Below are 24,056 nucleotides of genomic sequence, written 5' to 3' on the forward strand. Positions count from 1 at the left end.
GGTGCTGACCGTCCTGGGGATCGACGTCTCGCCTGGCCTGCTGGAGCGATGGGTGGACTGGCTCGCGCCGGACGAGCAGCCGTTCTTCGTCACGAACAAGCAGGCGACCACCTGGAAGCTGACTTCCGACGACCGCGAGCCGACGCCGGAGGATCGCGACACCTACCGGATCTACAACATCGACCGGCGGGCTGCGCGCACCGTCTGGCTGAGCGAGGCAGCGTACGGCGAGGTCCCGAAGGCGACCCGGGCCGCGCTCGTGCGCGCGCAGGTGGACTACGGGCGTGGGGCGGTTCCGACGGTGCGGAAGTGGGCGGGTGTTGTCGGGCCGGGCATCCGGCAGCAGGCGGACGGGCACCGGTTCGTCTGGTGGAAGTCGCTGTTGACCGAGCCCGGCAACGTGCTGCCGCACATCGTCAGTGAGGACCTCGGGCCCAGCAGGCACACGGAGGTTCGCACATGGCCCAGGCAGTTTGAGCGAGTCCGTGAGCTGGCAGGGACGTTTCCGGATGGGAGCGGGCCGAACTGCTTCGGCACTGTGATGGCCGGCTGCGGAGTCGAGGGCGCGGAGAACGTGTGGATGCTGCGGGAGCCGTTCGAGCAGTGGCTCGCGAATCACACCGAGCGCGGCGGACGGGACGACGTACCCGGCACTGTGTTCGTCTGGCGCGACACGGCGTCGAGGGTCCAGCACGCGGCGCTGACCATCGGCGACGGGTGGATGCTGCACAAGCCGTCGCAGTCCTGGATGACACCGCGGAAGATCCGAACGGTCGCCGAGGTCAAACGCGCGACCCGGACTGCCGGGTGGCGGCTGGAACGTCATAGAGTTGTGGCGTGAGGTTGCTCGTCACTGGGGCCACCGGTTTCCTGGGGCGTGAACTCCTGCTCCGCGCCGGGGAACAAGCGATTGACTTGGTGCCGGCGTACCACTCGAAGGCTCTGCCAGGCGGAGTGCAGCTTGACGTACGGCGACGGGACCAGGTCCGCGACGTGATCCGCAGCGTGCGTCCGGACGGCATCATCCACACCGCCTACCTGCAGGACGACTGGGCAACGACTGCGCTCGGCGCGGTCAACGTCGCCTTGGCCGCCGATGGTGCGCGGCTCGTGTTCGTGTCGACCGATGCGGTGTTCGGCCCGCGCAAGACGGCGTACCGCGAGCACGAGGCGCCGTGCCCGGTCACGCCGTACGGCGCCGCGAAGGCAGCCGCGGAGACGGCGATCCACGCGATGATCCCGGATGCGGTCATCGCGCGTACGTCGCTCATCATCGGGTCCGACGGCCACTCGGAAGAAGAACAGCGCGTACGACGACTGGCCGCGGGCGAGCCCGGAGCGTTCTACACCGGCAACATCCGCTGCCCCGTCCACGTCACCGACCTGGCGTCGGCACTGCTCGAACTGCTGACGTCCGACCACACTGGCATCACCCACGTCGCCGGCCCCGAGGCACTGAGCCGGCTGGAACTCGGCCAGCTCATCGCGATCCGCGACGGCCTCAACCCCGACGCGCTCCCGTCCATCCCAGGCGAACCGTCCGACGTCCAGCTGGACAGCCACCGAACCCAGTCCCTCCTCAAGACGCGAATCCGCCCAGCCAGCGAGTTCCTAGCAGCCTGACCGACCCCGGCCGCGCTAGTTGGCTGGGCGGTTGGGTAGTAGGGCGCGGGCGAGTTGGTCGAGGGCAGCGGCGACCTCGGCGACTCGGGCTGGGTCGTCGGTGCCGAGGGCCTCGGCGAGGGCTGGCTCGATCGTGGTGGCGCGTACCTGAGCCAGGCGGTCCGAGACGCCGGGAGCCTGGCTGACCAGGGCGCGCCGTCGGTCGGCGGGGTCGGTGGTCGTGATGACCGACCCGGCCTCCTTCAGCCGGGCGATCGCGGTCGACACCTGGCTCTGCGGCAGACCGGTCCGCGCGGCGATCTCCCCCACCGCGCTCTCCGGGTGCCCGGCGATATCGCTCGCGACGATCAGCACCATCCGCGCACTCCCGGCGTACTTCCCCGCTCCCCCGGGCGGCTCCGGCAACGCGTCCTCGCCGATCTTCATCAGCGCCCGTCCGAGCAGGAAGAGCTCCACACCGTTCACACCCCGAAAATCTACATCAACTCAGATACATCTTGATAGATGTATCGACCTAGATGTAATCTCCGAACCATGACGATCCTGGAAGTTCCCGGCGCAGCCCTCCACTACCAACTCGAAGGCACCGGTCCGTTGCTGCTGATCTCGCAGAGCGGCGAAGGCGACGCCGACCGCACGGTCGACCTGGTCGGACACCTCAAAGACGAGTACACAGTGCTCACGTACGATCGCCGCGGCCTGTCCCGGAGCCGACTCGACCACCCAGCGACGATTGCCGACCACGCTGACGACGTACATCGTCTGCTCGCGCACCTGACCGACGAGCCCGTGGCGATGCTCGGCTGCAGCCTCGGCGCCGTCATCGGCCTACACGTAGCCGCCGACCATCCTGGCCAACTGCAGACGCTGGTCGCCCATGAGCCGATCGCGCCGTGGCTGCTGGCCGGCGCCGAGCCGAAGCGCCACCGCGACGAGCTCACCGAACTCCGCGACCACTACCTCGCCAACGGCCTGCAGGCGACCGTCCCGGAGATCGCCCGCGCACTCGGCATCGACCCGTCGTACGGCGAACCGAACCGCACCGACTTCCCGATGGACGCCAACCGGATCGCGAACTTCGACTACTTCATCCGCCACGACTTCCGCGCCGCCGCGGACGACCTCCCCGCCGACCTCACGACAGTCACCGCACGAGTCATCCCAGCAGCGGGTACGACGACGCCGCGCACCGTCTTCGACTACCAGTGCGCAGAGGCGCTCGCCGCAGTGCTCGACCAGCAGCTACAGCTCTTCCCAGGCGGCCACAACGGCAACCTCAGCCACCCGAAGGCCTACGCGGACACACTCCGGGAACTGCTCAGTCGTTGACGGTCGTCGTGACCGGAGAACCGAGCTCGACCGTCCGGCTGACCGTGCAGAGCCGGTCGTGGGACATCTTGACCGCGCGCGGCAACGCCTCGCGGGCCTTGTCACCGTCCTCGCCCTCGGGGAAGTGCACGACGAACTCGACCGCGAGGTTCTCCATCCGGTTGCCCTCCTCGGCGTCCCGGATCTTGTCCCCGCGCACGACCGCGCTGAACTCGGTCGGTTCCGCGCGGCGGCTGACGACGATGTCGACGTCGATCGCCGAGCAGGTCCCGATCGCGGCCAGCAGCAGCTCCACCGGGGTGAAGTCGGTCTCCGCACCGCCCGAGCCGACCCGGATCGTGCCGCCGCGGGCGTTGCGCACCTCGTAGCTGCTGTTCGCCACGCGCTCGAAGGTCACCTGGCGGAGTGTGTCTGCCATCTTGCCGAACCGTCACATTCTGTTGCTTGTGGCAACTTCAGAGGGAGTTGAGAGCCTCATCCACCGGGGTGTCGCCGGCGATGAGCTCGAGGGTCCGGCCGATCGAGGCCGGGGTGTCGCAGAGGCCGGCCAGCACCAGCGCGACGTCGTCGCGGCTGATCCGGCCGCGGCCGGTCTTGTCGGCGAGCAGGATGTTGCCGGTGCCGGGGTCGTTGGTGAGGCTGCCCGGTCGCAGCACGGTCCAGTCCAGGTCCCGCGCGCGCAGGTCCTCCTCGGCCGCCCACTTCGCCCGCAGATAGACGGTGAACGTCTCGTCGTCGGTCAGCGACGGCGCCTGGTCCGCGCCCATCGAGCCGACCTGGATGTGCCGCCGTACGCCGGCCTGCTGCGCCGCGTCCGCGAACAAGGCCGCCGCACCGCGGTCGACCGTGTCCTTGCGGGCGTTCCCGCTGCCCGGACCCGCGCCGGCCGAGAAGATCGCGACGTCCGCACCGGCCAGCACCTCCGCGACCGCGCTCGCGTCCACCTTCTCCAGATCGAGTACGGCGGCCTGCCCGCCGGCCGCGGCGATGTCCGCGGAGTGGTCCGGGTTGCGCACCAGCCCGACGACCTCGTGACCGTCACCGCTCAGCAGCTTGGTCAGCCGCAGCGCGATCTGTCCGTGTCCACCTGCAATGACGACTCGCATACCCGCAGACTATCTCTGTGCCATTCGCATCAACGATCGACGGGACACGGATCGCCTATCAGGTTCGGGGCGAGGGGCAACCACTTGTGCTGCTGGCCGGTCAGTCGAACAACCACACCTGGTGGGATCCGATCCGCTCCGACTTCGAACAACGCCGGACGATCACGCTGGACTGGCGAGGCACCGGAGCCAGCGACAAGCCGGACGAGGTGTACAGCACCCGCGGCTTCGCGAACGACGTCGTGGCCGTGCTGGACGCCCTCGAACTGGACAGCGCAGACATCTACGGGACCTCGATGGGCGGTCGTGTCGCGCAATGGCTGGCGATCGACCACCCGGAGCGGGTCGACGCACTCGTCCTCGGCTGTACGTCGCCCGGCGCCGCCCACGGATACGAGCGGAGCCAGGAGATCCGCAAGGCACTCGCCGACCCGGCACGGACCGATCGCGTGCTGCTCGAGCTGATGTACACATCGCGCTGGCTGGCAGACAACCCCGGTCCGTACTACGTCCTCGGCGACCAGAGCATGCCGACGTACGCCAAGGGCCGGCACCTGGTCGCCAGCAACAAGCACGACGCCTGGGACGGCCTGCCGAGCATCACCGCGCCGACCCTGGTCCTGCACGGTACGGACGACATCTTCAGCCCGGTTGCCAACGCCCAGCTACTCGCGGACCGCATCCCCGGAGCGCGCGCCGAGCTGATCCAAGGCGCTCGCCACGCCTACTTCCACGAGTCCCGGTCGGTCGCAAGTCCGGCGGTTCTAGCCTTCCTGGGTGCGCAACACCGGGCGTAAGGCGTCCAGCACGGCCGGATCCTCGATCGTCGACGGCACCGGCTCGTCGCGCCCGTCCGCGATCCCGCGCATCGTCCGGCGCAGGATCTTGCCCGACCGGGTCTTCGGCAACGCGTCCACGATCGACACGTCCCGGAACGCCGCCACCGGCCCGATCTCCCGCCGTACGGCGGCCACCAGCTCGTCGCGCAGCGTCTCCGCACCCACCGACGCGCCCGCCTTCAGTACGACGAGCGCCCGCGGCAGCTGCCCCTTCAACGGATCGTGTATGCCGATCACGGCGCACTCCGCGACGGCAGCGTTGGCCGCGACGACGGCCTCGATCGAACCGGTCGACAGCCGGTGCCCGGCCACGTTGATCACGTCGTCGGTGCGGCCCATCACGAAGATGTACCCGTCCTCGTCGATGAACCCGCCGTCACCGGTCAGGTAGTAGCCGTCGTACTCCTTCAGATAGCTGTCGATGTAGCGCTGGTCGTCGCCCCACAGCGTCGGCAACGCGCCCGGCGGCAGCGGCAGCTTGATCGCGATCGAGCCCTCCTCGTGCAGCAGCAGTTCCTTGCCGTACGCATCCAGGATCTGCACGTTCCAGCCGGGCATCGGCACGGTGGCCGAGCCCGGCTTGGTCGGCAGCGGCTCGAGCCCGCGCGGGTTGGCCGCGATCGGCCAGCCCGTCTCGGTCTGCCACCAGTGGTCGACGACGGGTACGCCGAGATGTTCGTGGGCCCAGTGGTAGGTCTCCGGGTCGAGCCGCTCCCCCGCCAGGAACAGCGTCCGGAAACGGTCCAGCGGGTACTTCGCCACCTCGGCCGCCTCCGGATCGACCTTCTTGATCGCGCGGATCGCGGTCGGGGCGGTGAACAGGGCCTTCGCGCCGTGCTCGGAGATCACCCGCCAGAAGGCGCCCGCGTCCGGCGTACCGACCGGTTTGCCTTCGTACAGGACGGTGGTCGCGCCGACGAGGAGCGGGGCGTAGACGATGTACGAGTGGCCGACGACCCAGCCGACATCCGAGGCGGTCCACCACACGTCGCCCGGGCCGATGTCGTAGACGTTGCGCATCGTCCAGGCGAGCGCGACGGCGTGGCCGCCGTTGTCGCGGACGACACCTTTCGGCTTTCCCGTCGTACCGGAGGTGTAGAGGATGTAGAGCGGATCGGTCGCGTCGACCTGCACCGGACCGGCCGGCTCGGCCTTCGCGGTGAGGTCGGTCCAGTCGAGGTCGCGCTCGCCCAGCGTGGCCTCGGCCTGTGGGCGCTGCAGGACGATCGTGTGTTCGGGGTTGTGCTCGGCGATCTCCAGGGCCTGGTCGATGATCGGTTTGTACTCGACCACGCGGGTCGGCTCGATCCCGCAGGAAGCCGCGACGATGACCTTGGGGGTCGCGTCGTCGATGCGAGCCGCCAGCTCGCGCGGGGCGAAGCCGCCGAAGACCACCGAGTGGATCGCGCCGAGCCGGGCGCAGGCGAGCATGGCCACGACTGCTTCCGGGACCATCGGCATGTAGACGATGACCCGGTCACCCTTGCCGACACCGAGAGATGCCAGCGCGCCGGCGAATCGGGCGACCTCGTCGCGGAGCTCGGCGTACGTGAAGGTCGCGCCGGTGCCGGTGACAGGCGAGTCGTAGACAAGGGCCGTCCGGTCGCCGTTGCCTGCTTCGACGTGGCGGTCCAGGGCGTTGTACGACGTGTTCAGCAGGCCATCGGGGTACCAGCGGTAGATCGGGGCATCGGTGGCGTCGATCGCGCGGGTCGGCGGACGCGTCCAGGAGATCGCCTCCGCCGCCTCCAGCCAGAACCCGTGCGGGTCGTCCAGGCTCCGCCGGTAGCTCTCGTCGTACGTGCCCATTCGATGGCCTCCGTCGGTCGACTTCCTCCCATCGTGGCAGGGTTGACGCATGACGGTAAGTGTCGATGACGTGCGGCAGGCGGCGGAGCGGATCGCAGGGCGGGTACGCCGTACGCCGGTGATCGAGGTCGCGCCCGGCCTCACGTTCAAGCTCGAACTGCTCCAGCACACCGGCTCGTTCAAGCCGCGCGGCGCGTTCAACCGGCTGCTCAGCGCCAAGGACAGCGGCGAGCTGACCGGTCAGGGCATCGTCGCCGCCTCGGGCGGCAACCACGGGCTCGCGGCGGCCTACGCGGCCCGGGAACTCGGCGTACCGGCCCGGATCTTCGTCCCGGAGACGACCCCGGCCGCGAAGCTCGGCAAGCTGCGGACGCTCGACGCGGACGTCGTCCAGATCGGCAGCGAGTACGCCGAGGCGTACCAGGCGGCGCTCGCGGCCCAGGACGAGTCGGGCGCGCTGCTGGTGCACGCCTACGACCAGCCGGAGGTCGTCGCCGGCCAGGGCACGGTCGGGCTCGAGCTTCTGGAGCAGGCCGGCCCGTTCGACACGGTCCTGGTCGCCGTCGGTGGCGGCGGCCTGATCGCCGGAATCGCGACCGCGATCGGCGACAACGCCCAGGTCATCGGCGTGGAGCCCGCCCTGGCCCCGACCATGCGCCGTGCCATCGAGGCCGGCCAACCGGCCGACGGCCCGGTGGCCGGCGTTGCTGCCGACTCGCTGGGAGCGCGTCGCCTGGGCGACCTTGCCCACGCGGCAGTGCAGAGCCATCACGTGCAGTCGGTCCTCGTCGACGACGACGCGATCGTTGCCGCCCGCAAGCAGCTCTGGTACGAACACCATCTCGCCACCGAGCACGGCGGAGCGGTGGCCTGGGCCGCACTGGCGTCCGGCGCCTACAAGCCGGCCGCCGGTGAGCGGGTCGTCGTGGTCGTCTGCGGTTCGAACACGGACCCCGGCACGCTTACTTGACCCGTCGTCTGTCGTCGGCGAGCACCCACGCCGCGATCAGACCGGCGATACCGCCGCACAGGTGGCCCTGCCAGGAGATCCCGTCCTGCGGCAGCAGGCTGGTGAGCAGGGCGCTGCCCCACACCATGATCACGATGATTCCGACCACGACCTGTCCGAGCCGGCGGTTGAACAACCCCCGCACGATCAGGTACGACGCGTACCCGAACACCAGCCCGCTCGCGCCGATCGTGATCGTGTTCGGCGGCGAGATCAGCCAGGTGCCGAACCCGCCGAGCACCGTCACGATCGCGGTCACCTGGAACAGCCGGGTCGCGCCGCTGATCGCGATGATCGCGCCGAGCGTGACCAGTGGCAGCGTGTTCGAGATCAGATGGCCGAACCCGAGGTGCAGGAACGGCGCGGTCAGGATGCCGATCAGTCCGCGCGGCTCGCGCGAGATGATCCCGTACTGGTCGAGTGAGCCGTTGGTCGCGGTGTCGATGACCTCGCTCAGCCACATCACACCGAGCAGCGCCGCGAGCAGCTTCAGCCCACCGCCGATCTTGGCGGTGTCCACACTCCGCCCGGAGCGTTTCGCCGGAGTCTGCGAACTCATGTATCCACCATGCCGTACTCCCCCAAGTCTCAGCCCGTGACAGGCGCGGCGACAGCGGACAGTGATCTCTGAGATACTCCGAGTGGCACTCGTCGGAGTGAGGGGGAACGATGCCGATAGCTGTCTATGTCCTGGGTCTGAGCATCTTCGCGCAGGGCACGTCCGAACTGATGCTCGCCGGGCTGCTGCCGGAGCTGTCGGCCGATCTGCAGATCACGATCCCGCAGGCCGGCCTGCTGATCTCCGCCTTCGCCGTCGGCATGCTGGTCGGCGCGCCGGTCCTCGCGGTCGTCACACTGACCTGGTCCCGCCGTACGGCGCTGCTCGCCTTCCTCGCGGTCTTCGTGCTGGCCCACGTGGCGGGCGCCCTGACACCGAGCTACCCGCTCCTACTGATTACCCGCGTCGTCGGTGCCTTTGTGTACGCCGGGTTCTGGTCGGTGGCCGCGGTCACCGTGATGGCGCTGGTCAGCGCGGACCGGCGCGCCCGCGCGATGAGTGTGGTGACCGGTGGTCTGACCGTCGCGACCATCGTCGGGTTGCCGCTCGGGACGGTCCTGGGCCAGCAGCTCGGATGGCGATCCGCTTTCTGGACCGTCGCCGGGCTGTGCGTTCTGGCCATGCTCGGCGTACTCAGAACCGTGCCCGCCGATCGGCCCGATCCGGCCACGGCGCCACGCCTGGCCGACGAGCTGAGAGTGCTGGTCAACGCGCGTCTGTGGCTCGCGTTCGGCACCACTGCGCTGGTCACTGCGACGATCCTGGTCGTCTTCAGCTACCTGGCGCCTCTCCTGACCCAGGCGACTGGCCTGCCGCCGGTCGCGGTCCCCGGCGTGCTCGCCCTCTACGGCCTCGGGTCGTTCGTCGGGATCAACTGCGGCGGCCGGTTCGCCGACGCGCTTCCTTTCCACACCTTGTTCATCAGCATCACCGGGCTGGTCGGTCTATCGGCGCTGCTCGCGATCTCCGCGTCCGAGCCGGTGCCGGCGATCGCGGTGATCGCCTTGCTGGGCGGCTTCGGGTTCGCCGCCAACCCGGCCCTGAACGCGCGCGTGTTCAGCCTGGCCGGCGACGCGCCGACGTTGGCCACCGCGACCAACTTCTCCGCGTTCAACGTCGGCATCACCGTCGGGCCGTGGCTCGGCGGCCTGGCGATCGACGCCGGCGCGGGCTACCCCGCCCTCGGCTGGATCGCCGTCGCCACCGGGCTCGCGGCCCTCGCGACGGTCCTGCTCGCGGTGCTGGGCACCCCGGTCAGTTCACCGGGCCTTGCGGGTCGAGATGCGACGGATCGAAATCGGCGTGCCGCTTGAACACGTACTTGTTCAGCAGCCACGTGATCGCCCACAGCCCGACCCCCACAAGCATCAGCCAGCCGGCGATCTTGTAGTCGGCCGACGCCCGCCCGGACAACGGGCTGGCCAGGTACACGCACAGCACGACCCCGAGCACCGGCAGCGCGGTCGGTGCGTTGAAGTGCTTGTGCTCGACCTTGTCCCGCCGCAGCACCAGCACCGCGACGTTCACGATCGCGAACACGCACAGCAGCAGGAACGCCGTCGTACCGCCGAGCGCCGCCAGGTCGGCGTACCCGATCAGGACGAACGCGAGCAGCGTCGTGAACAGGATCGCGATGTACGGCGTACGCCGCTTGCGCAGGACGCGACCGAGCGGACCGGGCAGCACCTGCTCGTGCGACATCCCGTACAGCAGGCGGCTGGCCATCAGCATGTTGATCAGGGCGGAGTTCGCGACCGCGAACATCGTGATCCACGCGAACACCTCGAGCGGGAACCCGGGCGCACCGGCCTGGACGACCTTGAGCAGCGGCGTCGCGCCCTTGTTGAGCTCGTCGGGCGAGACCAGCGCGACCGCGGAGATCGCGACCAGCACGTAGATGACGCCGGTGATGCACAGGCCGATCAGCATGATCTTCGGGAAGATCCTGACCGGGTCCTTGGTCTCCTCGGCCATGTTCACCGAGTCCTCGAACCCGACCATCGCGAAGAACGCCAGCGCGGTCGCGGCCGTCACGGCGCCGAACGGCGACTCGCCCTCGGGCACATGGAAGTCGGTCAGCCGGGACGGGTCGCCGTCACCGCCGATCAACGCCCACGCGCCGATACCGATCACGATCAGCAGACCGCTCAGCTCGACACACGTCAGTACGACGTTCGCCTTCACGCTCTCACCGACACCGCGCAGGTTCACCAGCGCGATCAGCGTCATGAACGCGAGCGCGGTGATCATCAGCACCGACCCGCGGTCGGGGTCGATGTGCGCGGCGGAGAAGAAGTTCGCCGCGAACGCCTTCGACGCACTCGACGCCGAGGTCAGACCCGAGCACATCACCGCGAACGTCAGCAGGAACGTGAGGAAGTGGATCCCGAACGCCTTGTGCGTGTAGACCGCGGCGCCACCGGCCTTCGGGTACTTCGTGACGAGCTCCAGATAACTGGTCGCAGTCAGCATCGCAACGACGAACGCGCACAGGAACGGCAGCCACACCGCCCCGCCGACCTCCCCCGCCACCTTGCCGGTCAGTGCGTAGACGCCGGTGCCGAGAATGTCGCCGACGACGAACAGGAGCAGAAGTCCGGGGCCCATGACCCGCTTGAGTTCGGGGCGCGCCGCGGCAGCGGTTTCACTCATCGTGCCTCCCTCGCATCAATGCGTCACAAGGTCCCATGATCCCACCTGAGAGCCGGCTGAGAGGTCAGGCGCGTGGCCCGGACCCGGGACAACCGCCGGGCCTGACACCATGTCGCAGGTGATGCACCTTCGTCTGATCGTCCCGACGCGCTGTACGGACCGTGTTCTGGACACGCTCGTCGGCGACCCGCGCGTGACGAGCATCGTGCGGCTGCCCGGAGCCGCCCACCGTCCCGAGGGCGACGTGGTCGAGTGCGACGTGACCCGTGAGGCCACCTCGGACATCCTCGGCTTCCTGAAGGCCGAGGGCCTGTACGACGACGGCGCGGTCGCGCTGAGCTCGGTCGACTCGGCCCCGTCGCGCAACGCCCGCGCCGCGGAGAAAGCAGCGCCCGGCGCGCCGGACGACGCGGTGATCTGGGACGCGGTGGTCGACCAGGCGTACAACGAAGCCGGCGGCTCGTGGGTGTACTACGCGTTCCTGACGCTGGCGACGATGATCGCCTCGATCGCAGTGATCACCGACTCGGCGATCCTGGTGGTCGGCGCCATGGTCGTCGGCCCGGAGTTCGGTGTGGTGGCCGCGCTCGCGGTCGGCCTGTTCCTGCGCAAGCCTGGACTGATCGGCCGATCGGCGTCTCTGCTGGTGAAGGGCTTCGCGCTCGCGATTGCGCTGACCGTGGTCGCCGCGCTCGCGGCCCGGGCCGTCGGCTGGGTGGACGTTTCCAACGTGACGGCGGCCCGCCCGCTGACCGGATTCATCTGGCGGCCGGACAAGTGGTCGGCCGTGGTCGCCGTCCTGGCCGGATGTGCCGGCGTGCTGTCGCAGACCGCCGGTCGGGGAAACGCCCTGGTCGGCGTCTTCATCTCGGTGACGACAGTCCCCGCCGCCGGTGACCTCGCGCTGTCGATCGCGCTGTGGGCGCCGCACCAGATCGGTGGTTCGGCGGCCCAGCTGGGCATCAACCTGGCCGGGATGACCGTCGCCGGGGTCGTGACCCTGCAGTTGCAACGGACCATCTGGCGCAGCTACCTGAGAGTGAAGAGAAGGGCGGGCGCGCGCGTTGAGGCTTGACCGGACGTCCCCTGTCCGATCCGCGCGCGCCCAGCACGTCAGACATACCCCACCGCGAGGGTATCCGCACCTCGACGGGGCCTGACGTATCCCGGACATGTCGCGAAGTCGCCAAACCGGTCGAGACGGTCCAGTGGACGAGATAGCCTGATCGGATGCTGGAGACGGTTGGGGTGGAGCCGCCGGACGAAGAGGCCTACCGCGCGCTGCTGTCGGCGCCCGGTTGCGACGTCCGCGAGCTCGCCGCGCAACTCGGCCGCGACGAGCAGGACCTGACTGAGACCGTCGGCCGGCTCGAGAAGCTCGGGCTGCTCACCACCACCTCCGACGACCCGGTCCGCTTGCTCCCGACCCGTCCGGACGTCGCGGTCGACGCGTTGGTCGCCGTACGGCGCGCTGAGCTCGACCGCGTCCGCGCCGAGGCCCGCGTCATGCTGACCGAGCTGCGGGCGCAGGAGCAGCACCGTCCGGAGAACCTGGTCGAGGTGATCGTCGGTCAAGAGGCGATCGCGGCCCGGTTCGCGCAGCTGCTCAACGGGACCGGGCAGCAGCTCCTCGTCCTCGACCGGCCGCCGTACGCCTCGCAGCCCGGTGACTCCGATCCGAAGGTGCGCGGACTACTCGGCGACGGAGTGGTCGTGCACGGCATCTACTCCCCCGACTCGCTCGACATCCCGGGCGGCGTCGACGAGGCGTTCAGCGCGGCCGATGCCGGTGAGACGTCGCGGGTGCATCCGCAGGTGCCGATGAAGCTGGCGGTGTTCGACGGGAAGATCGCGCTGCTGCCGCTGGCCGTGGACCAGTTGGTCGACAGCGCGCTCGTCGTCCATCCGTGTGCGTTGCTCGACGCGTTGATCGAGATGTTCTGGCTGCTGTGGGACCAGGCCGTGCCGGTCGTCCCGTCGGCGAAGGCCGACCCGACGGACGCGCGTCTGATGACGTTGCTGGCGGCCGGGTTCAAGGACGACGCGATCGCGCGGCAGCTGGCACTGAGCAGCCGGACCGTCGGCCGGCGCGTGGCCGAGCTGATGGAGACGCTGGGCGCGCGGACCCGGTTCCAGGCCGGCATCCACGCCCAGCGCCGCCATCTGCTCGAGGACTAGCAGGTCGCGAGCATCTGCTGCAGAGCGGTCTTCTCCGCCGACTGCAGCGACAGCTTGTAGGTGTACTTCACCCAGATCCAGTACCGCGCGTAGATGCAGTGCACGGCGGTGTTCGTCGGCTGCCACTCGGACGGATCCCGGTCGCCCTTCGAGCGGTTGCTCGACGCGGACACCGCGATCAGCTGGGAGATCGTCAGGTTGTTCGCGAACTCCTGACGCTTGGCCTGCGTCCAGCCGCTGGCACCCGACTTCCATGCCTCGGCCAACGGCACGATGTGGTCGATGTCGACGTCCGACGAGTCGGTGAACGTCGTCTTGTCGTACACGCTGTACCAGCTGCCGGCGGTCGGCTGGCAACTGCTGTCGACCTTCACACCCGTCCCGTCGCGCTTCAGGACCTCTTCGCGGGTGTCGCAGCTGCCGGACTGCGTGATCCAGTGCGGGAACTTGTCGCGGCTGTAGCCGGTCGTCGAACCCTCCGTCTTGACGGTCAGGCTCGCCAGCTCGGTGGCCGCGGTGCTTGCGGACGGCGGGGTCGGCGGTGACGCCAGCGCCGGTCCGGTGCTGAGGGTAAAGGCAGCCGTCGCGGCCAGTGCGGTGACGGCAGCAGTGATCGAACGTCGCATCGGTCAGGCCTCCGAGGGTTAGGGCGGATCCCCCCTGACGTTGCTGCCCTCAGCCTTCCCCGATCACGCGCTGTAGGAAACCACTCACCAGTTACAGTCCAGTGAACGTCAGTCGTGTTCGACGACGGTCAGCGTCCAGCCCGACGATGCGCGGTCCAGCTCGGCGTTCCAGCGTTCACCGATCAGCTTGTGCAGCGACTTCGGCGTACCCGGGTCCTTGCCCGACTCCAGCAGGTGCCGCGCGACCAGGCCGCGGGTGTGCTTCGCCATGTGCGAGACGACCGTGCGCACGCCGTCGCGTTCGCGGACGACGTTCACCGACACCCACTTGTCCGCCTGCCCGCCGGACGGGCGCCAGGCCGCGACGTACGTCGACGAGCGGCAGTCCACGATCACGCCGTCGACCTCCTTGAGCGCAGCGCTCAACGGGTCACGCCATACCGACGCGAGCGGCCCGTGGCCCGGCAGCGTCGTACCCATCGACAGCCGGTACGGCGGGACGCGGTCGGCCGGTCGGAGCGCACCCCACGCGGCCGAGATGACGAGCAGCCGGTTGGCGGCGCGACGCTTGCTGCCCGCAGACAAGGTCGAGTAGCCGAGGGCGTCGTACAGGACACCGGAGTACAGCTCGGAGACGGGCACGGACGGCTCGGTGCGCCAGCGGGTGTTGCGGTCGACCTCGTGCTGCAACGAGGCGCCGACATCCAGTACGTCGAACGCGTCGGCGGAAGCTGAGACCTTTGCGAGTGTCTCGAGCACCAGCTCGCGGACCGGGTTCAGCTCCGGGAACGACAGCGTGCCGAAGTCGACGGCACGGCCGCGCGACCGTCCGGTCTTGCCCTCGGACGGCGGCAGGAGGATAAGGGTCACGTCAGCTCGTCCAGGGCGGCGAGGTCGGCGGGGGTCGGGTCCCAGGTGCCGGCCGCGACGTTCTGCGCGATCTGCTCGGGCTTCGTGGCGCCCGCGATCACCGACGCCACCGCGGGTTGCGCGGCCAGGCCGCCGATCGCGACGTCGATCATCGTCAGGTCGCGCTCGGCCGCGAACGTCTCGAGCGCCTCGATCTTGTCGAAGTCCGCCCGCGCCAACCGCTCGGGCTGCGTCGCGAGCCGGCTCCCGTCCGGCGCCGTCGTACCGCGCTTGTACTTGCCGGTGAGCAGACCGGAGGCGAGCGGGAAGAACGGCAGGATGCCGACGCCGATGTGCTCGCACGCCGGGACCAGCTCGTCCTCGACGTCGCGCTCGAGCAGCGAGTACTGGTTCTGGGCGCTGATGAAATGCTCGAAGCCGTTCGACCGGGCGGTCCAGTCGGCGTCGACGACCTGCCAGCCGGCGAACTGCGAGCTGCCGATGTAGCGGACCTTGCCCTCAGCAACCAACTCGGACAGCGCCGCCAGGGTCTCCTCGATCGGCGTCACCGGGTCCGGGAAGTGCAGCTGGTAGAGATCGATCCAGTCGGTACCGAGCCGCTGCAGACTCGATTCCACCGCCTTGCGGATGTACCGGCGGGAGCCGCGGACACCCCAGTCCGGGCCGTTCACGCCGCCCAGGTCACCGCCGAACTTGGTCGCGATCACGACCTCGTCGCGGCGCGAACCGAGCGCCTTCCCGAGCAGTTCCTCGCTGAACCCGTGCTCGCCGCGGTAGATGTCCGCCGTGTCGAACAACGTGATCCCCGCGTCGACCGCGGCGTTCACGACGGCGTCCGTACGGCCGGCGTCGAGCCGCCTGCCGAAGTTGTTGCACCCCAGTCCGACCACACTGACGGTAAGACCCGAGTCGCCGAGCTGCCGGTACTCCATATCGCTCATGTGCTCAGCCTAATCTCGGCATACAGTGGCCCTCATGCCGAGTCTCACCGTCGACGGCGCCCGCACTCGGGCCGCCGCCCTTTCCGTCCAGTCGTACGACGTCGATCTCGACCTCACCCAGGGAGACCGGACGTTCGGGTCCACCACCACGATCAGGTTCAGGTCGACGAGTCCGTCGACCTGGCTGGACGTGAAACCGGACGTGCTGACCTCGGTCACGCTCAACGGCACGGCCGTTGACGTGGCCGGCCTGAACGACGGACGACTCGAGCTGAACGACCTGCAGCCGGAGAACGAGCTCGTCGTCGTCGCCTCGATGCTGTATTCGCACGACGGTGAGGGCCTGCACCGCGCGGTAGATGCCGCCGACGGGCTCGCCTACACGTACGCGATGTCGTTCCTCGACGCGGCCCCGCGGATCTTCGCGTGCTTCGACCAGCCCGACCTCAAGGCGCCGTACCGGATGACCGTGACCACGCCCGAGGAGTGGCTGGTGCTCGGCAACGGCGCCGCCACCCAGGTCTCCCCCGGCCGCTGGGAGCTCGCCGAGACCAAGCCGCTGTCGACGTACTTCGTCACCGTGGTCGCCGGGCCGTACCACCAGCTCACCGACTCCCACGACGGCATCGCGCTCAGCGTGGTCTCGCGGCAGTCGCTGAAGGAGGCGCTCGACCGCGAGGCCGCGGACATCTTCGAGGTCTCCAAGCAGTCCTTCGACGAGTACCACCGGATGTTCGGCTACCGGTACCCGTTCGGCGAGTACCACCAGGCGTTCGTGCCGGAGTTCAACGCCGGCGCGATGGAGAACCCGGGCTGCGTGACGTTCCGCGACTCGATGGTGTTCCGCTCGGCGGTCACCGACGGCGAGCGCAGCCAGCGGGCCCGGACGATCGTGCACGAGATGGCGCACCAGTGGTTCGGCGACACCGTGACGATGAAGTGGTGGAACGACCTCTGGCTGAACGAGTCGTTCGCCGAGTACATGGCGCACCGGGTCTCGACCGCCGCCACCCGGTACACCGACAACTGGATCGACTTCGCCTACATCCGCAAGTGGTGGGGCCTGCAGGCCGATCAGCGGTCGTCGACGCACCCGGTCGCGGCCGACGCGGTAAAGGACGCACTCGCCTCGCTCGACGACTTCGACGGCATCTCGTACGCGAAGGGCGCGGCCGTCCTCAAGCAGCTCGCGGCGTACCTCGGTGACGACGTGTTCCTGGCCGGCGTGAACGCGCACATCGCGGCGAACGAGTTCGGCAACGCCACCTTCGCCGACCTGGTTGCAAAGTGGACCGAGGCCGGCGCGGTCGGTCTGGACGACTGGGCGCTGGGCTGGCTGCGGACGCCCGGCGTGGACACGATCACCGCGTCGCGGACCGCGACCGGCATCAAGCTGCAGCGCAAGGCGCCAGCGGCGTACCCGGCTTCACGACCGCACAGGCTGACCGTCGGCGGGTACGACGCTGACGGCCGCGGGACGACCGTCGACGTACTGGTCGACGGCGACGAGGTGGAGGTCGACCTCGACCCGTCGTTCGCGGTGATCATCCCCGATGCCGGTGACGACAGCTGGGCGAAGATCCGCCTCGACGCCGACAGCCTGGCCAACCTCGCGACGGTGCTGCCGAAGATCGAGAGCGGCGTGACGCGGGCCGTCGTACTGAACAGCATCCGGGACGCGGTCGCCGACGTCGAGCTGGACCCGAAGCTCGCCTTCGAGGTGCTGCTCGCGGTGCTGCCGACCGAGACCAGCGACATCGCGGTGTCGTCGATGACCTCGTGGGCGACGCTGAGCCTGCTCGGTGTCTGCCTGCCGTACGAGCCGTACCGCGGCCGGCTGGCCGACGTACTGGCCGAGCGTCTGCGCACCGCGCCCGCGGGCAGCAGCGTTCAGCTCGCGGTCGCCCGGTCGTACGTGCGGCATAGCGACGCCGCCGACCAACTGCAGGGCTGGCTGACCGGAGACGGCGTACCCGAGGGCCTGCTGATGGACGCGGACCTGCGGTGGACCGTGCTCCTGCAGCTCGCACGTCTGGGCGCGATCGGCGACAGCGAGATCGACGCCGAGCTCGAGCGGGACTCGTCGTCCGAGGGCATCGTGCATGCGGCCCGCTGCCGCTCGGCGCTCCCGACGGCCGAGGCCAAGGAGCGCGCCTGGGCGCGGATCATGACCGACGCAGACATCGCGAACTACGAGCTGTACGCCGCCAGCGAAGGCTTCTGGCACCCGGCCCAGCTCGAGCTGACCGCGCCGTACGTCGAGCGGTACTTCGCCGAGATCGGCGGCACCGAGAAGCTCCGGTCCGGCTGGGTGATCGCGACCACCGCCAAGCTCGCCTACCCGCGCTACACCGTCGAGCAGCGCGTCCTCGACCGCTCCGCCGACCTGGTCGCGGACGAGGCGGTCGCGGCCGGCATCCGCCGGTCCGTCGGCGACCTCGCCGACGACCTGAAGCGTGCACTTGCGATCCGTTCTGCCTTCGGGAACTGATCAAGAGTTAGCTGTCACACCGTGTTGTGACTAATGTGACTGGTGTGACCAGGAGGACCCTGGTGACCAGGCAAGATGTGATTTCGTGACGTAACCTCCACAATGACCGCGCGGCACGGCGCGCCGGTCTTGGTCAGGTCCGGCGTCCGGGAGAGACTGTCTAGAACCGCACAGGAGAACAAGGTCAATGCGCGAGGCGAGGCTCGTCGGTCTGAGCCAGGATGGGAAACAGCTCATCCTGGCGATGGCAGAGACGGGTGAGGAGTTCGCCGTACCGGTCGACGACCGGTTGCGTGCGGCCCTCCGCGGAGACCGTGCCCGACTCGGCCAGCTGGAGATTCAAATGGAGAGCGCTCTGCGCCCACGAGACATCCAGGCTCGTATCCGCGCCGGCGAAAGTCCCGAGGCGGTCGCCGCCATCGCCCAGATGCCGATGGAACGCGTGATGGCGTTCGCCGGCCCGGTCCTGGCAGAGCGCGACCACATCGCCAGCCTCGCGCAGCGTGCGTCCGTCCGTCGTCGTGGCGGCGCGGACGCACCCACCCGGAATCTCGGCGCCTGGGTGACCGACCGGCTGCGGACCCGGCACGTCGACCCGGCCTCGGCCGAGTGGGACGCGTGGCGGCGCGAGGACGGTCGCTGGGCCGTCCGCGTCTCGTACTTCGTCGAGTCCGAGGACAGCGTCGACTCCGGCGAGGAGCAGAAGGACGAGAAGATCGCCATGTTCGCGTACGACGCTCCCGGGCGTTACGCCGTACCGGACGACGACGAAGCGCGCTGGCTGGTCGGCGAGCAGGCGCAGGTGCTACCGACCCCTGTCCAGCCGCAGCCCGGCGAGCGCCGGCTGGCCGCGGTCGCGGACATCGACCCGCTGCTCGCGCCCGACCACGGCGCCGACAGCTACGAGGCCGGCTTCGAGGACACCATCGGCCTCCGTCGCCGAAACCACCCGGCTTCCCGCGAGACCGAGCCCGCAGCACGGGAGACGCGCGACTTCGTGCGGGAGTCGCGTGAGCTGAACCGGGACTTCCCGCGGGAGTCGCGTGAGTTCGACCGGGAGTTCCCGCGTGAGACCGGGCGCGGCACCCGTGAGCCGGAGCGTGGACCGCGCCGGGTGCACTCGGTGCCGAATCCGGACGAAGAGCCGACGCTGATCGACGTACCTGTCGACCAGCCCCCGGCGCCGCGGCCGGCGGTTCGTGCGGTTGAACGTCCCGCTGACCCGCCGGCGTTCGCCTCCCCCGCAGCACCTGACGAGCCCCCTGTTGAGGCTCGTCGGCCGCGTGAGCCTGCTCCCGCGCAGCCGCGTCCTTCGGAGGCCCGTCCTGCGGAGGCTCGTCCTTCGGAGCCGCGCCGTGCGGAGCCGGCAGCGGCGCCTTCCGCTGAGCCGTCGCGTACGGCCGAGGCGCGCCGCCCGGAGCCTGCCCGTGAGCCGGCACCGCACGTCGAGCCCGACCCGGTCGTCGAGGCCCCGCAGCCCGCAGCCGCCGAGGCTGCTGTCACGGAGCCTGCCGCCACCGAGCCTGCTGCCACCGAGGAAGCCGCGGCCGAGCCGAAGAAGAAGCCGGCCCGCCGAGGCAAGCGCGCGAGCGTCCCGAGCTGGGACGAGATCATGTTCGGCAAAAAAGCCGACTGACACATCACGGACTGTCGTCCCAGATTGCGGACAGTGTTTTGCCGCTGGGACCGCGGTGCTGCCATGATCGTCCGCATGCAGATGCTGTGTTGTTGCTGTTGTCGCTGACGCGCGCCGAGTCCGGCGCACGAGGCCCTGCCCCTTTCCGTGGCCCGCCCGCCGACACAGCACTCACAGGAACTTCGCATGAATCTCCCGGCTCTCGCCGACCTGCTCGCGTCTCGTGGTCTCCGGCTCCTCCCCGGTTCGTACGCCGTACCGGTCGAGCTGCTCGTCCAGTTGCCTGACGCAACGATCGCCCGCTTCACCGCCCGCGGCACGACGCTCCGCCTGCGCACCTACTCCCCCGACGCCCTCACCACGATCACCATCCCCGCCGAATGCGGCTGCGGCGACCACCACCCCCAAACCGGCCCGTCCCGCGTGACGCTCAGCCGGTACGCCGTACCGCTGTCCGACCAGGCCGTCGACGGCGAGCTCGAGTTCGGCTGGCAACACCACGAAGCCGGCGCCCTGCGTCTCGCGGACGCCCTCCCGCACTTCTTCACGCTCGTCGACGTCCTCGCCCCCGCCCGCGAGCTCGTCGGCGTCGCCTGAACCTCCGCGCCCCTCCGACCCAACCCCGCTAGATGGGTTCACCTATCTCGTAGCGGGTTCCCCGCCGCTGCTCCGGGGTGGTAACCCACCACGAGGTAGGTGAACCCATCTCGTGGGAGTAGGTGGGGCGGGGTGGTTAGGGGCGGCGGTGGGCGGGTTCGGTGGTGTCGTAGTGGTGGCGGGCGGCTTCTACCTGGGTGAGGTTGGGCGACCAGTCGGCGAGGGCGTGGAAGAGGGGGGCGAGGGTGCGGCCGAGGGGGCTGATTTCGTACTCGACGCGGGGTGGGACCTCGGCGTGGTACTCGCGGAGGATCAGGCCGTCGCGTTCCAGTTGGCGGAGGCGTTGGGTCAGGACCTTCGGGGTGATGACGCCGATGCGGCGTTCGAGTTCGACGAAGCGCTGGCGGCCGTACTCGTTCAGGGTCCACAGGATCGGGGTCGTCCAGCGGCTGAAGACGAGGTCGACGACCGGCGCGATCGGACAGGCCTGAACGGGATGGACGGGGTCAACGGCAGTGGTCTCGGTCACAAACCCGATACTATCCTCTAGGTACCTACTATCCGACGGCCAGTAGCGTCCTCGGCATGATCGTGATCACCGGAGCAACCGGCAACGTAGGCCGCCCACTCGTCCAGTCCCTGATCGCCGCCGGCGAGGACGTCGTACCTGTCTCACGCCACGGCGAAGCGCACCAGGCCGACCTGACCAAACCCGCAACCCTCAAGCCCATCCTCGACGGCGCCAAGGCCGTCTTCCTGCTGACCTCCGCCGACTTCCTGGCCGGCGGCAACCTCGAAGGCGTCGTCGACGTACTGCGAGCCGCGGGCGTCCCGCGCGTCGTACTCCTGTCCTCGCAGGGCGTCACGACGAACCGCCACCCGTCCGTCCACGAGGACGCGGTCACCGGTTCCGGTCTCGAATGGACGATCCTCCGACCGGGCAACTTCGCCAGCAACGCGTTCCAGTGGGCCGAGTCCATCCGTACCCAACGGGCGATGGCGGCGCCGTTCGCGGACGTCGCACTGCCGGCCGTCGACCCGGCCGATATCGCCGAGGTCGCCGCGGTCGCGCTACGCGACCCTGGTCACGCAGGCGCCGTCTACACCCTGACCGGGCCGGCCGCGATCTCACCGCGCCAGCAGGCCGGGGTGATCGGGACGGCCATCGGCGAGCCCGTCCAGTTCACCGAGCTGAGCCGGGACCAGGCACGTACCGGGATGCTGACCTTCATGCCCGAACCGGTCGTCGACGCCACCCTCGACGTACTCGGCGCCCCGACCGCCGCCGAGCAAGCAGTCAGCCCGGACGTCGAGAAGGTCCTGGGCCGCAAACCTCGAACCTTCGCCAACTGGGTCACCCGCAACGCCACGGCCTTCCGGTGACGGCTTGGGTGGCTTAGTCGGCAGGTGCGGTGACGGGGGCCTCCTCCGGGTCGGCGGGTGGAGGCACGGGGCGGGTTCGTAGTTGGTGGCGGAGCGCTTCGGTTACCTGTTCGGCGGCGTGGTGGGCCGCGGTCAGGGCTGTGAACCGGTCTTCGGCTGCCTTCTTCACGTCAGCCAGTCGGGACTGGTGATCGGCGCGTAGTTGGTCGCGGTCCACTCGGTGTTCGGTTCGCAGGGCCTCGAGCTCGGCGCGGTGGCGTTCACGTTCCTGGTGCAGCTCGGTGCGTAGCTCGCCGATCGTCAGTTGCGCGGACTGGCGGTCGGTCTCGGCCGCAGCCTGAGCGGCTCGCGCAGCTTCGGCCTCGCTGCGCGCCCGGCGGAGTGCTTCGTCAGCGGTTGTCCGGACGTCGCGTATCCGTTGGTCAGCCTCGGCGCGGGTTCGCTCCAGCTCTCCAGCCGCGGCTTCGTGGACGTCGGCGAGCTCTTGCCGGAGCTGCGCAAGCTCGGCAGCGGCGCTCTCCCGGATGGCTTCGGCGTCTCTTCGAGCCTGTTCCGCTGCTTCCTTGGTGACGGCTATCTCGAGGCGAGCCTCGTCGAGCGCCGCGACCGCATCCCGGGCGGCCTCGTCTGCTTCCTCGCGAGCGTCCTCGGCTTCCACCGCTTGCTGTTCCGCCATACGGCGGCGGTGCTCTTCCTGACCTCGGAGCCGTTCCAGGTCTGCCAGCTCTGCGCGCGACGCCGCTTGCAGTTGCTCGACCTCAGCCGCGACCGCCTCCGCGTCGCCGTACGTCCGGACCGCCTCCGCGATCTGCGCGAGGTAGCCCTCCAGTTCCTCGACCAAGCGCGGCAGGTTGCCCTTCATCAACTGCTCGAGCGTCACTCGGGCCGCGGTCACTGGTCCGATCGCCGGTGCGCCGGCCGGGCCGGCTCCGGCTCCGGCGATATCCCGGCGAACCGGCTGCCGTGCCAGCCGGTTCTTCGCGGCCCAGGCGTTGGCCTTGTTGTGCACCACCGGCTTTCCATCGACGCCCGCGCCCTCCCGGCCGCAGTACTTCGGCGGGCGTCCGGGCGTCCCGGGATCGACCTGCTTCGGGTTCGCACAGCTCACCCCAGGGAAGTCGCACAGCCCTTGCCGGGACCGCGCTCCGGGCTCCGTCTCCGTCTGCATAGTCATCACCCTACCCGATTTCGTTCATAAAGTAGGGCTTTTCGTTTAGTTTTCGTCAATGTCTTTAGCCTCAACTAAACCGAACTGAACTAGCGCATAATCCCCGTTATGCGCTACGGTCATTTCCGTGGAAGATGCCGCGGTCCCCCTCGAATTTCGCGCTGTAGAGACGGTCGCGGAGCTGCCACAGCCAGATCCCGCGACCGAAGGCGCCGTACGCCGGTCCCTGGGACGACGCCGCCCGCTGCACGACTCGGGCGCGGATCCGGTTGACCGCCTCGACCTACTGATGGAAGCGCTCACGTCGCAAGTGACGGCCCTGGTCGTGCTCTGGCTCGGCGGGACCAGGCGGCCGAGCCGAGACACCCGGGTCGCCTATGCCGACGACCTACTGCTGTGGGCGGACTGGGCTCGCACGGAGCTTGGTCGAGAGCGCTTCGGCCTCGACCTGAGTCGTGGCGAGGTGACGATGTGGCTCACTTACCAGCAGGAGGCAGGCGCCGCATCGTCGTCGATCTCGCGTCGGCTGTCGACGTTGTCGAGTCTGTACCGGTACGCCGCCGGCTGGGGCCTGCTGGTCACGTCGCCGATCTCCGACGACGACCACCGGCCCAAGTTCCACCGCGGCCGCCGTGCGACGTCGGCGCGGGTCCTGGACGCTGATCAGGTCGCGGCTTTACTCGGCGCCGCGTCGGACGTGCGCGACGCCTTGATCGTCGGCCTGCTGTACACAGCCGCTCTCCGGGTCTCCGAACTCTGCGGCGCCGACGACGCCGACTGCCACGACGAGGGACGGCGCACATGGCTCGTCGTCACCCGCAAAGGCGGAAAGGCCGTCCGCGTGCCACTCGAGATCACGGTGGCCGAACTTCTCGATGCGTACCGCCTGACGCGGCCCCCTTGGACAGGTGTGGGGCCGGCCGCACTCCTCACCGATGCCACGGGCGATCGGCTCGACCGACATGATGTCACCCGCCTGCTTCGCCGGCTCGCCAGAGCCGCGGGGATCCCTCGCCCGGAGAGCGTCAGCCCGCACTCGCTGCGCGCCACCGCGATCACCGACCAGAAACGTCGCGGCCACAGTGCCGAGGATCTGCAGGAGTTGTCCGGCCACGCGGACGTCCGCACAGTCATGGTCTACATCGACGACGACGGCCGCGCGGAGCGGGTCGCCGCTCTCACCGACGACCTCGGCCGTGTCATGACGGCCGTTCCCCACCACGTCAAGTCCCGTCGCTGA

General features: G+C 69.4%; 24 protein-coding genes. 13 read left to right on the forward strand and 11 right to left on the reverse strand.

Going from position 1 to position 24,056, the window contains the following annotated elements; genetic code table 11:
* Position 1 precedes the first annotated feature (1 nt).
* The gene (locus tag ABT313_RS21435) at positions 2 to 841 is read left to right on the forward strand and encodes a hypothetical protein (protein WP_350856400.1); all 840 of its coding nucleotides are present in this window, start codon (positions 2 to 4) and stop codon (positions 839 to 841) included.
* Positions 838 to 1,623, forward strand: a complete 786-nt coding sequence (locus tag ABT313_RS21440) for an SDR family oxidoreductase (protein ID WP_350856403.1) — start codon at positions 838 to 840, stop codon at positions 1,621 to 1,623. Before ABT313_RS21435 ends, ABT313_RS21440 begins: the two co-directional genes overlap by 4 nt.
* A gap of 15 nt (positions 1,624 to 1,638) precedes the next feature.
* Here the strand turns inward: ABT313_RS21440 and ABT313_RS21445 are convergent, their stop codons facing one another.
* Positions 1,639 to 2,088, reverse strand: a complete 450-nt coding sequence (locus ABT313_RS21445; RefSeq protein WP_350856405.1) for a MarR family transcriptional regulator — start codon at positions 2,086 to 2,088, stop codon at positions 1,639 to 1,641.
* A 69-nt stretch (positions 2,089 to 2,157) separates the two neighbouring features.
* On the opposite strand from ABT313_RS21445, the gene ABT313_RS21450 reads away from it, so the two are divergent.
* The gene (locus ABT313_RS21450) at positions 2,158 to 2,952 is read left to right on the forward strand and encodes an alpha/beta fold hydrolase (RefSeq protein WP_350856408.1); all 795 of its coding nucleotides are present in this window, start codon (positions 2,158 to 2,160) and stop codon (positions 2,950 to 2,952) included.
* On the opposite strand, the gene ABT313_RS21455 is transcribed toward ABT313_RS21450, so the two are convergent.
* Entirely contained in the window at positions 2,942 to 3,370 is a 429-nt protein-coding gene (locus ABT313_RS21455; protein ID WP_350856411.1) for an OsmC family protein, read from the reverse strand. The two genes, ABT313_RS21450 and ABT313_RS21455, sit on opposite strands and share 11 nt — an antisense overlap.
* Before the next feature lie 37 nt (positions 3,371 to 3,407).
* Entirely contained in the window at positions 3,408 to 4,058 is a 651-nt protein-coding gene (locus ABT313_RS21460; RefSeq protein WP_350856414.1) for an SDR family oxidoreductase, read from the reverse strand.
* Between the two features lie 17 nt (positions 4,059 to 4,075).
* On the opposite strand from ABT313_RS21460, the gene ABT313_RS21465 reads away from it, so the two are divergent.
* A complete protein-coding gene (locus tag ABT313_RS21465; protein WP_350856417.1) occupies positions 4,076 to 4,855 on the forward strand; it encodes an alpha/beta fold hydrolase in 780 nt (259 codons plus the stop codon).
* Here ABT313_RS21465 and ABT313_RS21470 read toward each other — a convergent pair.
* Positions 4,823 to 6,706, reverse strand: coding sequence for a propionyl-CoA synthetase (locus ABT313_RS21470; protein ID WP_350856420.1), 1,884 nt, complete (start codon positions 6,704 to 6,706; stop codon positions 4,823 to 4,825). The two genes, ABT313_RS21465 and ABT313_RS21470, sit on opposite strands and share 33 nt — an antisense overlap.
* Before the next feature lie 49 nt (positions 6,707 to 6,755).
* Here ABT313_RS21470 and ABT313_RS21475 point away from each other — a divergent pair, with 49 nt between their 5' ends.
* Positions 6,756 to 7,676 carry a threonine/serine dehydratase gene (locus ABT313_RS21475; protein ID WP_350856423.1) on the forward strand — a complete coding sequence of 307 codons (921 nt, stop codon included), beginning with the start codon at positions 6,756 to 6,758 and terminating at the stop codon, positions 7,674 to 7,676.
* Here ABT313_RS21475 and ABT313_RS21480 read toward each other — a convergent pair.
* Positions 7,669 to 8,274, reverse strand: coding sequence for a rhomboid family intramembrane serine protease (locus tag ABT313_RS21480; RefSeq protein ID WP_350856426.1), 606 nt, complete (start codon positions 8,272 to 8,274; stop codon positions 7,669 to 7,671). The two genes, ABT313_RS21475 and ABT313_RS21480, sit on opposite strands and share 8 nt — an antisense overlap.
* A 110-nt stretch (positions 8,275 to 8,384) precedes the next feature.
* On the opposite strand from ABT313_RS21480, the gene ABT313_RS21485 reads away from it, so the two are divergent.
* Positions 8,385 to 9,587, forward strand: a complete 1,203-nt coding sequence (locus ABT313_RS21485) for a Cmx/CmrA family chloramphenicol efflux MFS transporter (RefSeq protein ID WP_350856429.1) — start codon at positions 8,385 to 8,387, stop codon at positions 9,585 to 9,587.
* Here the strand turns inward: ABT313_RS21485 and ABT313_RS21490 are convergent.
* A complete protein-coding gene (locus ABT313_RS21490) occupies positions 9,529 to 10,926 on the reverse strand; it encodes an APC family permease (protein WP_350856432.1) in 1,398 nt (465 codons plus the stop codon). The two genes, ABT313_RS21485 and ABT313_RS21490, sit on opposite strands and share 59 nt — an antisense overlap.
* A 121-nt stretch (positions 10,927 to 11,047) precedes the next feature.
* Between ABT313_RS21490 and ABT313_RS21495 the strand changes: the two genes are divergently transcribed.
* A complete protein-coding gene (locus tag ABT313_RS21495; protein WP_350857808.1) occupies positions 11,048 to 12,001 on the forward strand; it encodes a DUF389 domain-containing protein in 954 nt (317 codons plus the stop codon).
* 155 nt (positions 12,002 to 12,156) lie between these two features.
* On the forward strand, positions 12,157 to 13,104 hold the full coding sequence (locus ABT313_RS21500) for a LuxR C-terminal-related transcriptional regulator (protein WP_350856435.1): 948 nt from the start codon (positions 12,157 to 12,159) through the stop codon (positions 13,102 to 13,104).
* Here the strand turns inward: ABT313_RS21500 and ABT313_RS21505 are convergent.
* From ABT313_RS21505 to ABT313_RS21515, 3 genes are all read right to left on the reverse strand, one after another.
* The gene (locus ABT313_RS21505; RefSeq protein WP_350856438.1) at positions 13,101 to 13,730 is read right to left on the reverse strand and encodes an HNH endonuclease family protein; all 630 of its coding nucleotides are present in this window, start codon (positions 13,728 to 13,730) and stop codon (positions 13,101 to 13,103) included. The two genes, ABT313_RS21500 and ABT313_RS21505, sit on opposite strands and share 4 nt — an antisense overlap.
* A 108-nt stretch (positions 13,731 to 13,838) precedes the next feature.
* Positions 13,839 to 14,600 carry a YaaA family protein gene (locus ABT313_RS21510; protein ID WP_350856441.1) on the reverse strand — a complete coding sequence of 254 codons (762 nt, stop codon included), beginning with the start codon at positions 14,598 to 14,600 and terminating at the stop codon, positions 13,839 to 13,841.
* Complete coding sequence (locus ABT313_RS21515) at positions 14,597 to 15,541, reverse strand: aldo/keto reductase (protein WP_350856444.1); 945 nt, start codon at positions 15,539 to 15,541, stop codon at positions 14,597 to 14,599. The genes ABT313_RS21510 and ABT313_RS21515 overlap by 4 nt, the downstream gene beginning before the upstream one ends.
* A 34-nt stretch (positions 15,542 to 15,575) precedes the next feature.
* Here ABT313_RS21515 and pepN point away from each other — a divergent pair, with 34 nt between their 5' ends.
* The 3 genes from pepN to ABT313_RS21530 all read left to right on the forward strand — a co-directional run bounded on the left by pepN (position 15,576) and on the right by ABT313_RS21530 (position 20,265).
* Positions 15,576 to 18,032 (forward strand): aminopeptidase N, encoded by a 2,457-nt coding sequence (gene pepN / locus ABT313_RS21520; protein WP_350856447.1) that lies wholly within the window; start codon positions 15,576 to 15,578, stop codon positions 18,030 to 18,032.
* A gap of 187 nt (positions 18,033 to 18,219) precedes the next feature.
* Positions 18,220 to 19,668, forward strand: a complete 1,449-nt coding sequence (sepH, locus tag ABT313_RS21525) for a septation protein SepH (RefSeq protein WP_350856450.1) — start codon at positions 18,220 to 18,222, stop codon at positions 19,666 to 19,668.
* Between the two features lie 186 nt (positions 19,669 to 19,854).
* The gene (locus tag ABT313_RS21530) at positions 19,855 to 20,265 is read left to right on the forward strand and encodes a hypothetical protein (RefSeq protein ID WP_350856453.1); all 411 of its coding nucleotides are present in this window, start codon (positions 19,855 to 19,857) and stop codon (positions 20,263 to 20,265) included.
* A 136-nt stretch (positions 20,266 to 20,401) separates the two neighbouring features.
* Here ABT313_RS21530 and ABT313_RS21535 read toward each other — a convergent pair whose 3' ends face one another.
* On the reverse strand, positions 20,402 to 20,794 hold the full coding sequence (locus ABT313_RS21535; protein WP_350856456.1) for a winged helix-turn-helix transcriptional regulator: 393 nt from the start codon (positions 20,792 to 20,794) through the stop codon (positions 20,402 to 20,404).
* A gap of 56 nt (positions 20,795 to 20,850) precedes the next feature.
* On the opposite strand from ABT313_RS21535, the gene ABT313_RS21540 reads away from it, so the two are divergent.
* The gene (locus ABT313_RS21540; RefSeq protein ID WP_350856459.1) at positions 20,851 to 21,648 is read left to right on the forward strand and encodes an NAD(P)H-binding protein; all 798 of its coding nucleotides are present in this window, start codon (positions 20,851 to 20,853) and stop codon (positions 21,646 to 21,648) included.
* A gap of 13 nt (positions 21,649 to 21,661) precedes the next feature.
* Here the strand turns inward: ABT313_RS21540 and ABT313_RS21545 are convergent, their stop codons facing one another.
* Positions 21,662 to 22,816 carry a coiled-coil domain-containing protein gene (locus tag ABT313_RS21545; protein ID WP_350856461.1) on the reverse strand — a complete coding sequence of 385 codons (1,155 nt, stop codon included), beginning with the start codon at positions 22,814 to 22,816 and terminating at the stop codon, positions 21,662 to 21,664.
* 127 nt (positions 22,817 to 22,943) lie between these two features.
* Between ABT313_RS21545 and ABT313_RS21550 the strand changes: the two genes are divergently transcribed.
* Positions 22,944 to 24,056, forward strand: coding sequence for a tyrosine-type recombinase/integrase (locus ABT313_RS21550; RefSeq protein WP_350856464.1), 1,113 nt, complete (start codon positions 22,944 to 22,946; stop codon positions 24,054 to 24,056).

Origin of the sequence: Kribbella sp. NPDC000426 (assembly GCF_040300265.1) — a bacterium.
Lineage (GTDB): Bacteria > Actinomycetota > Actinomycetes > Propionibacteriales > Kribbellaceae > Kribbella.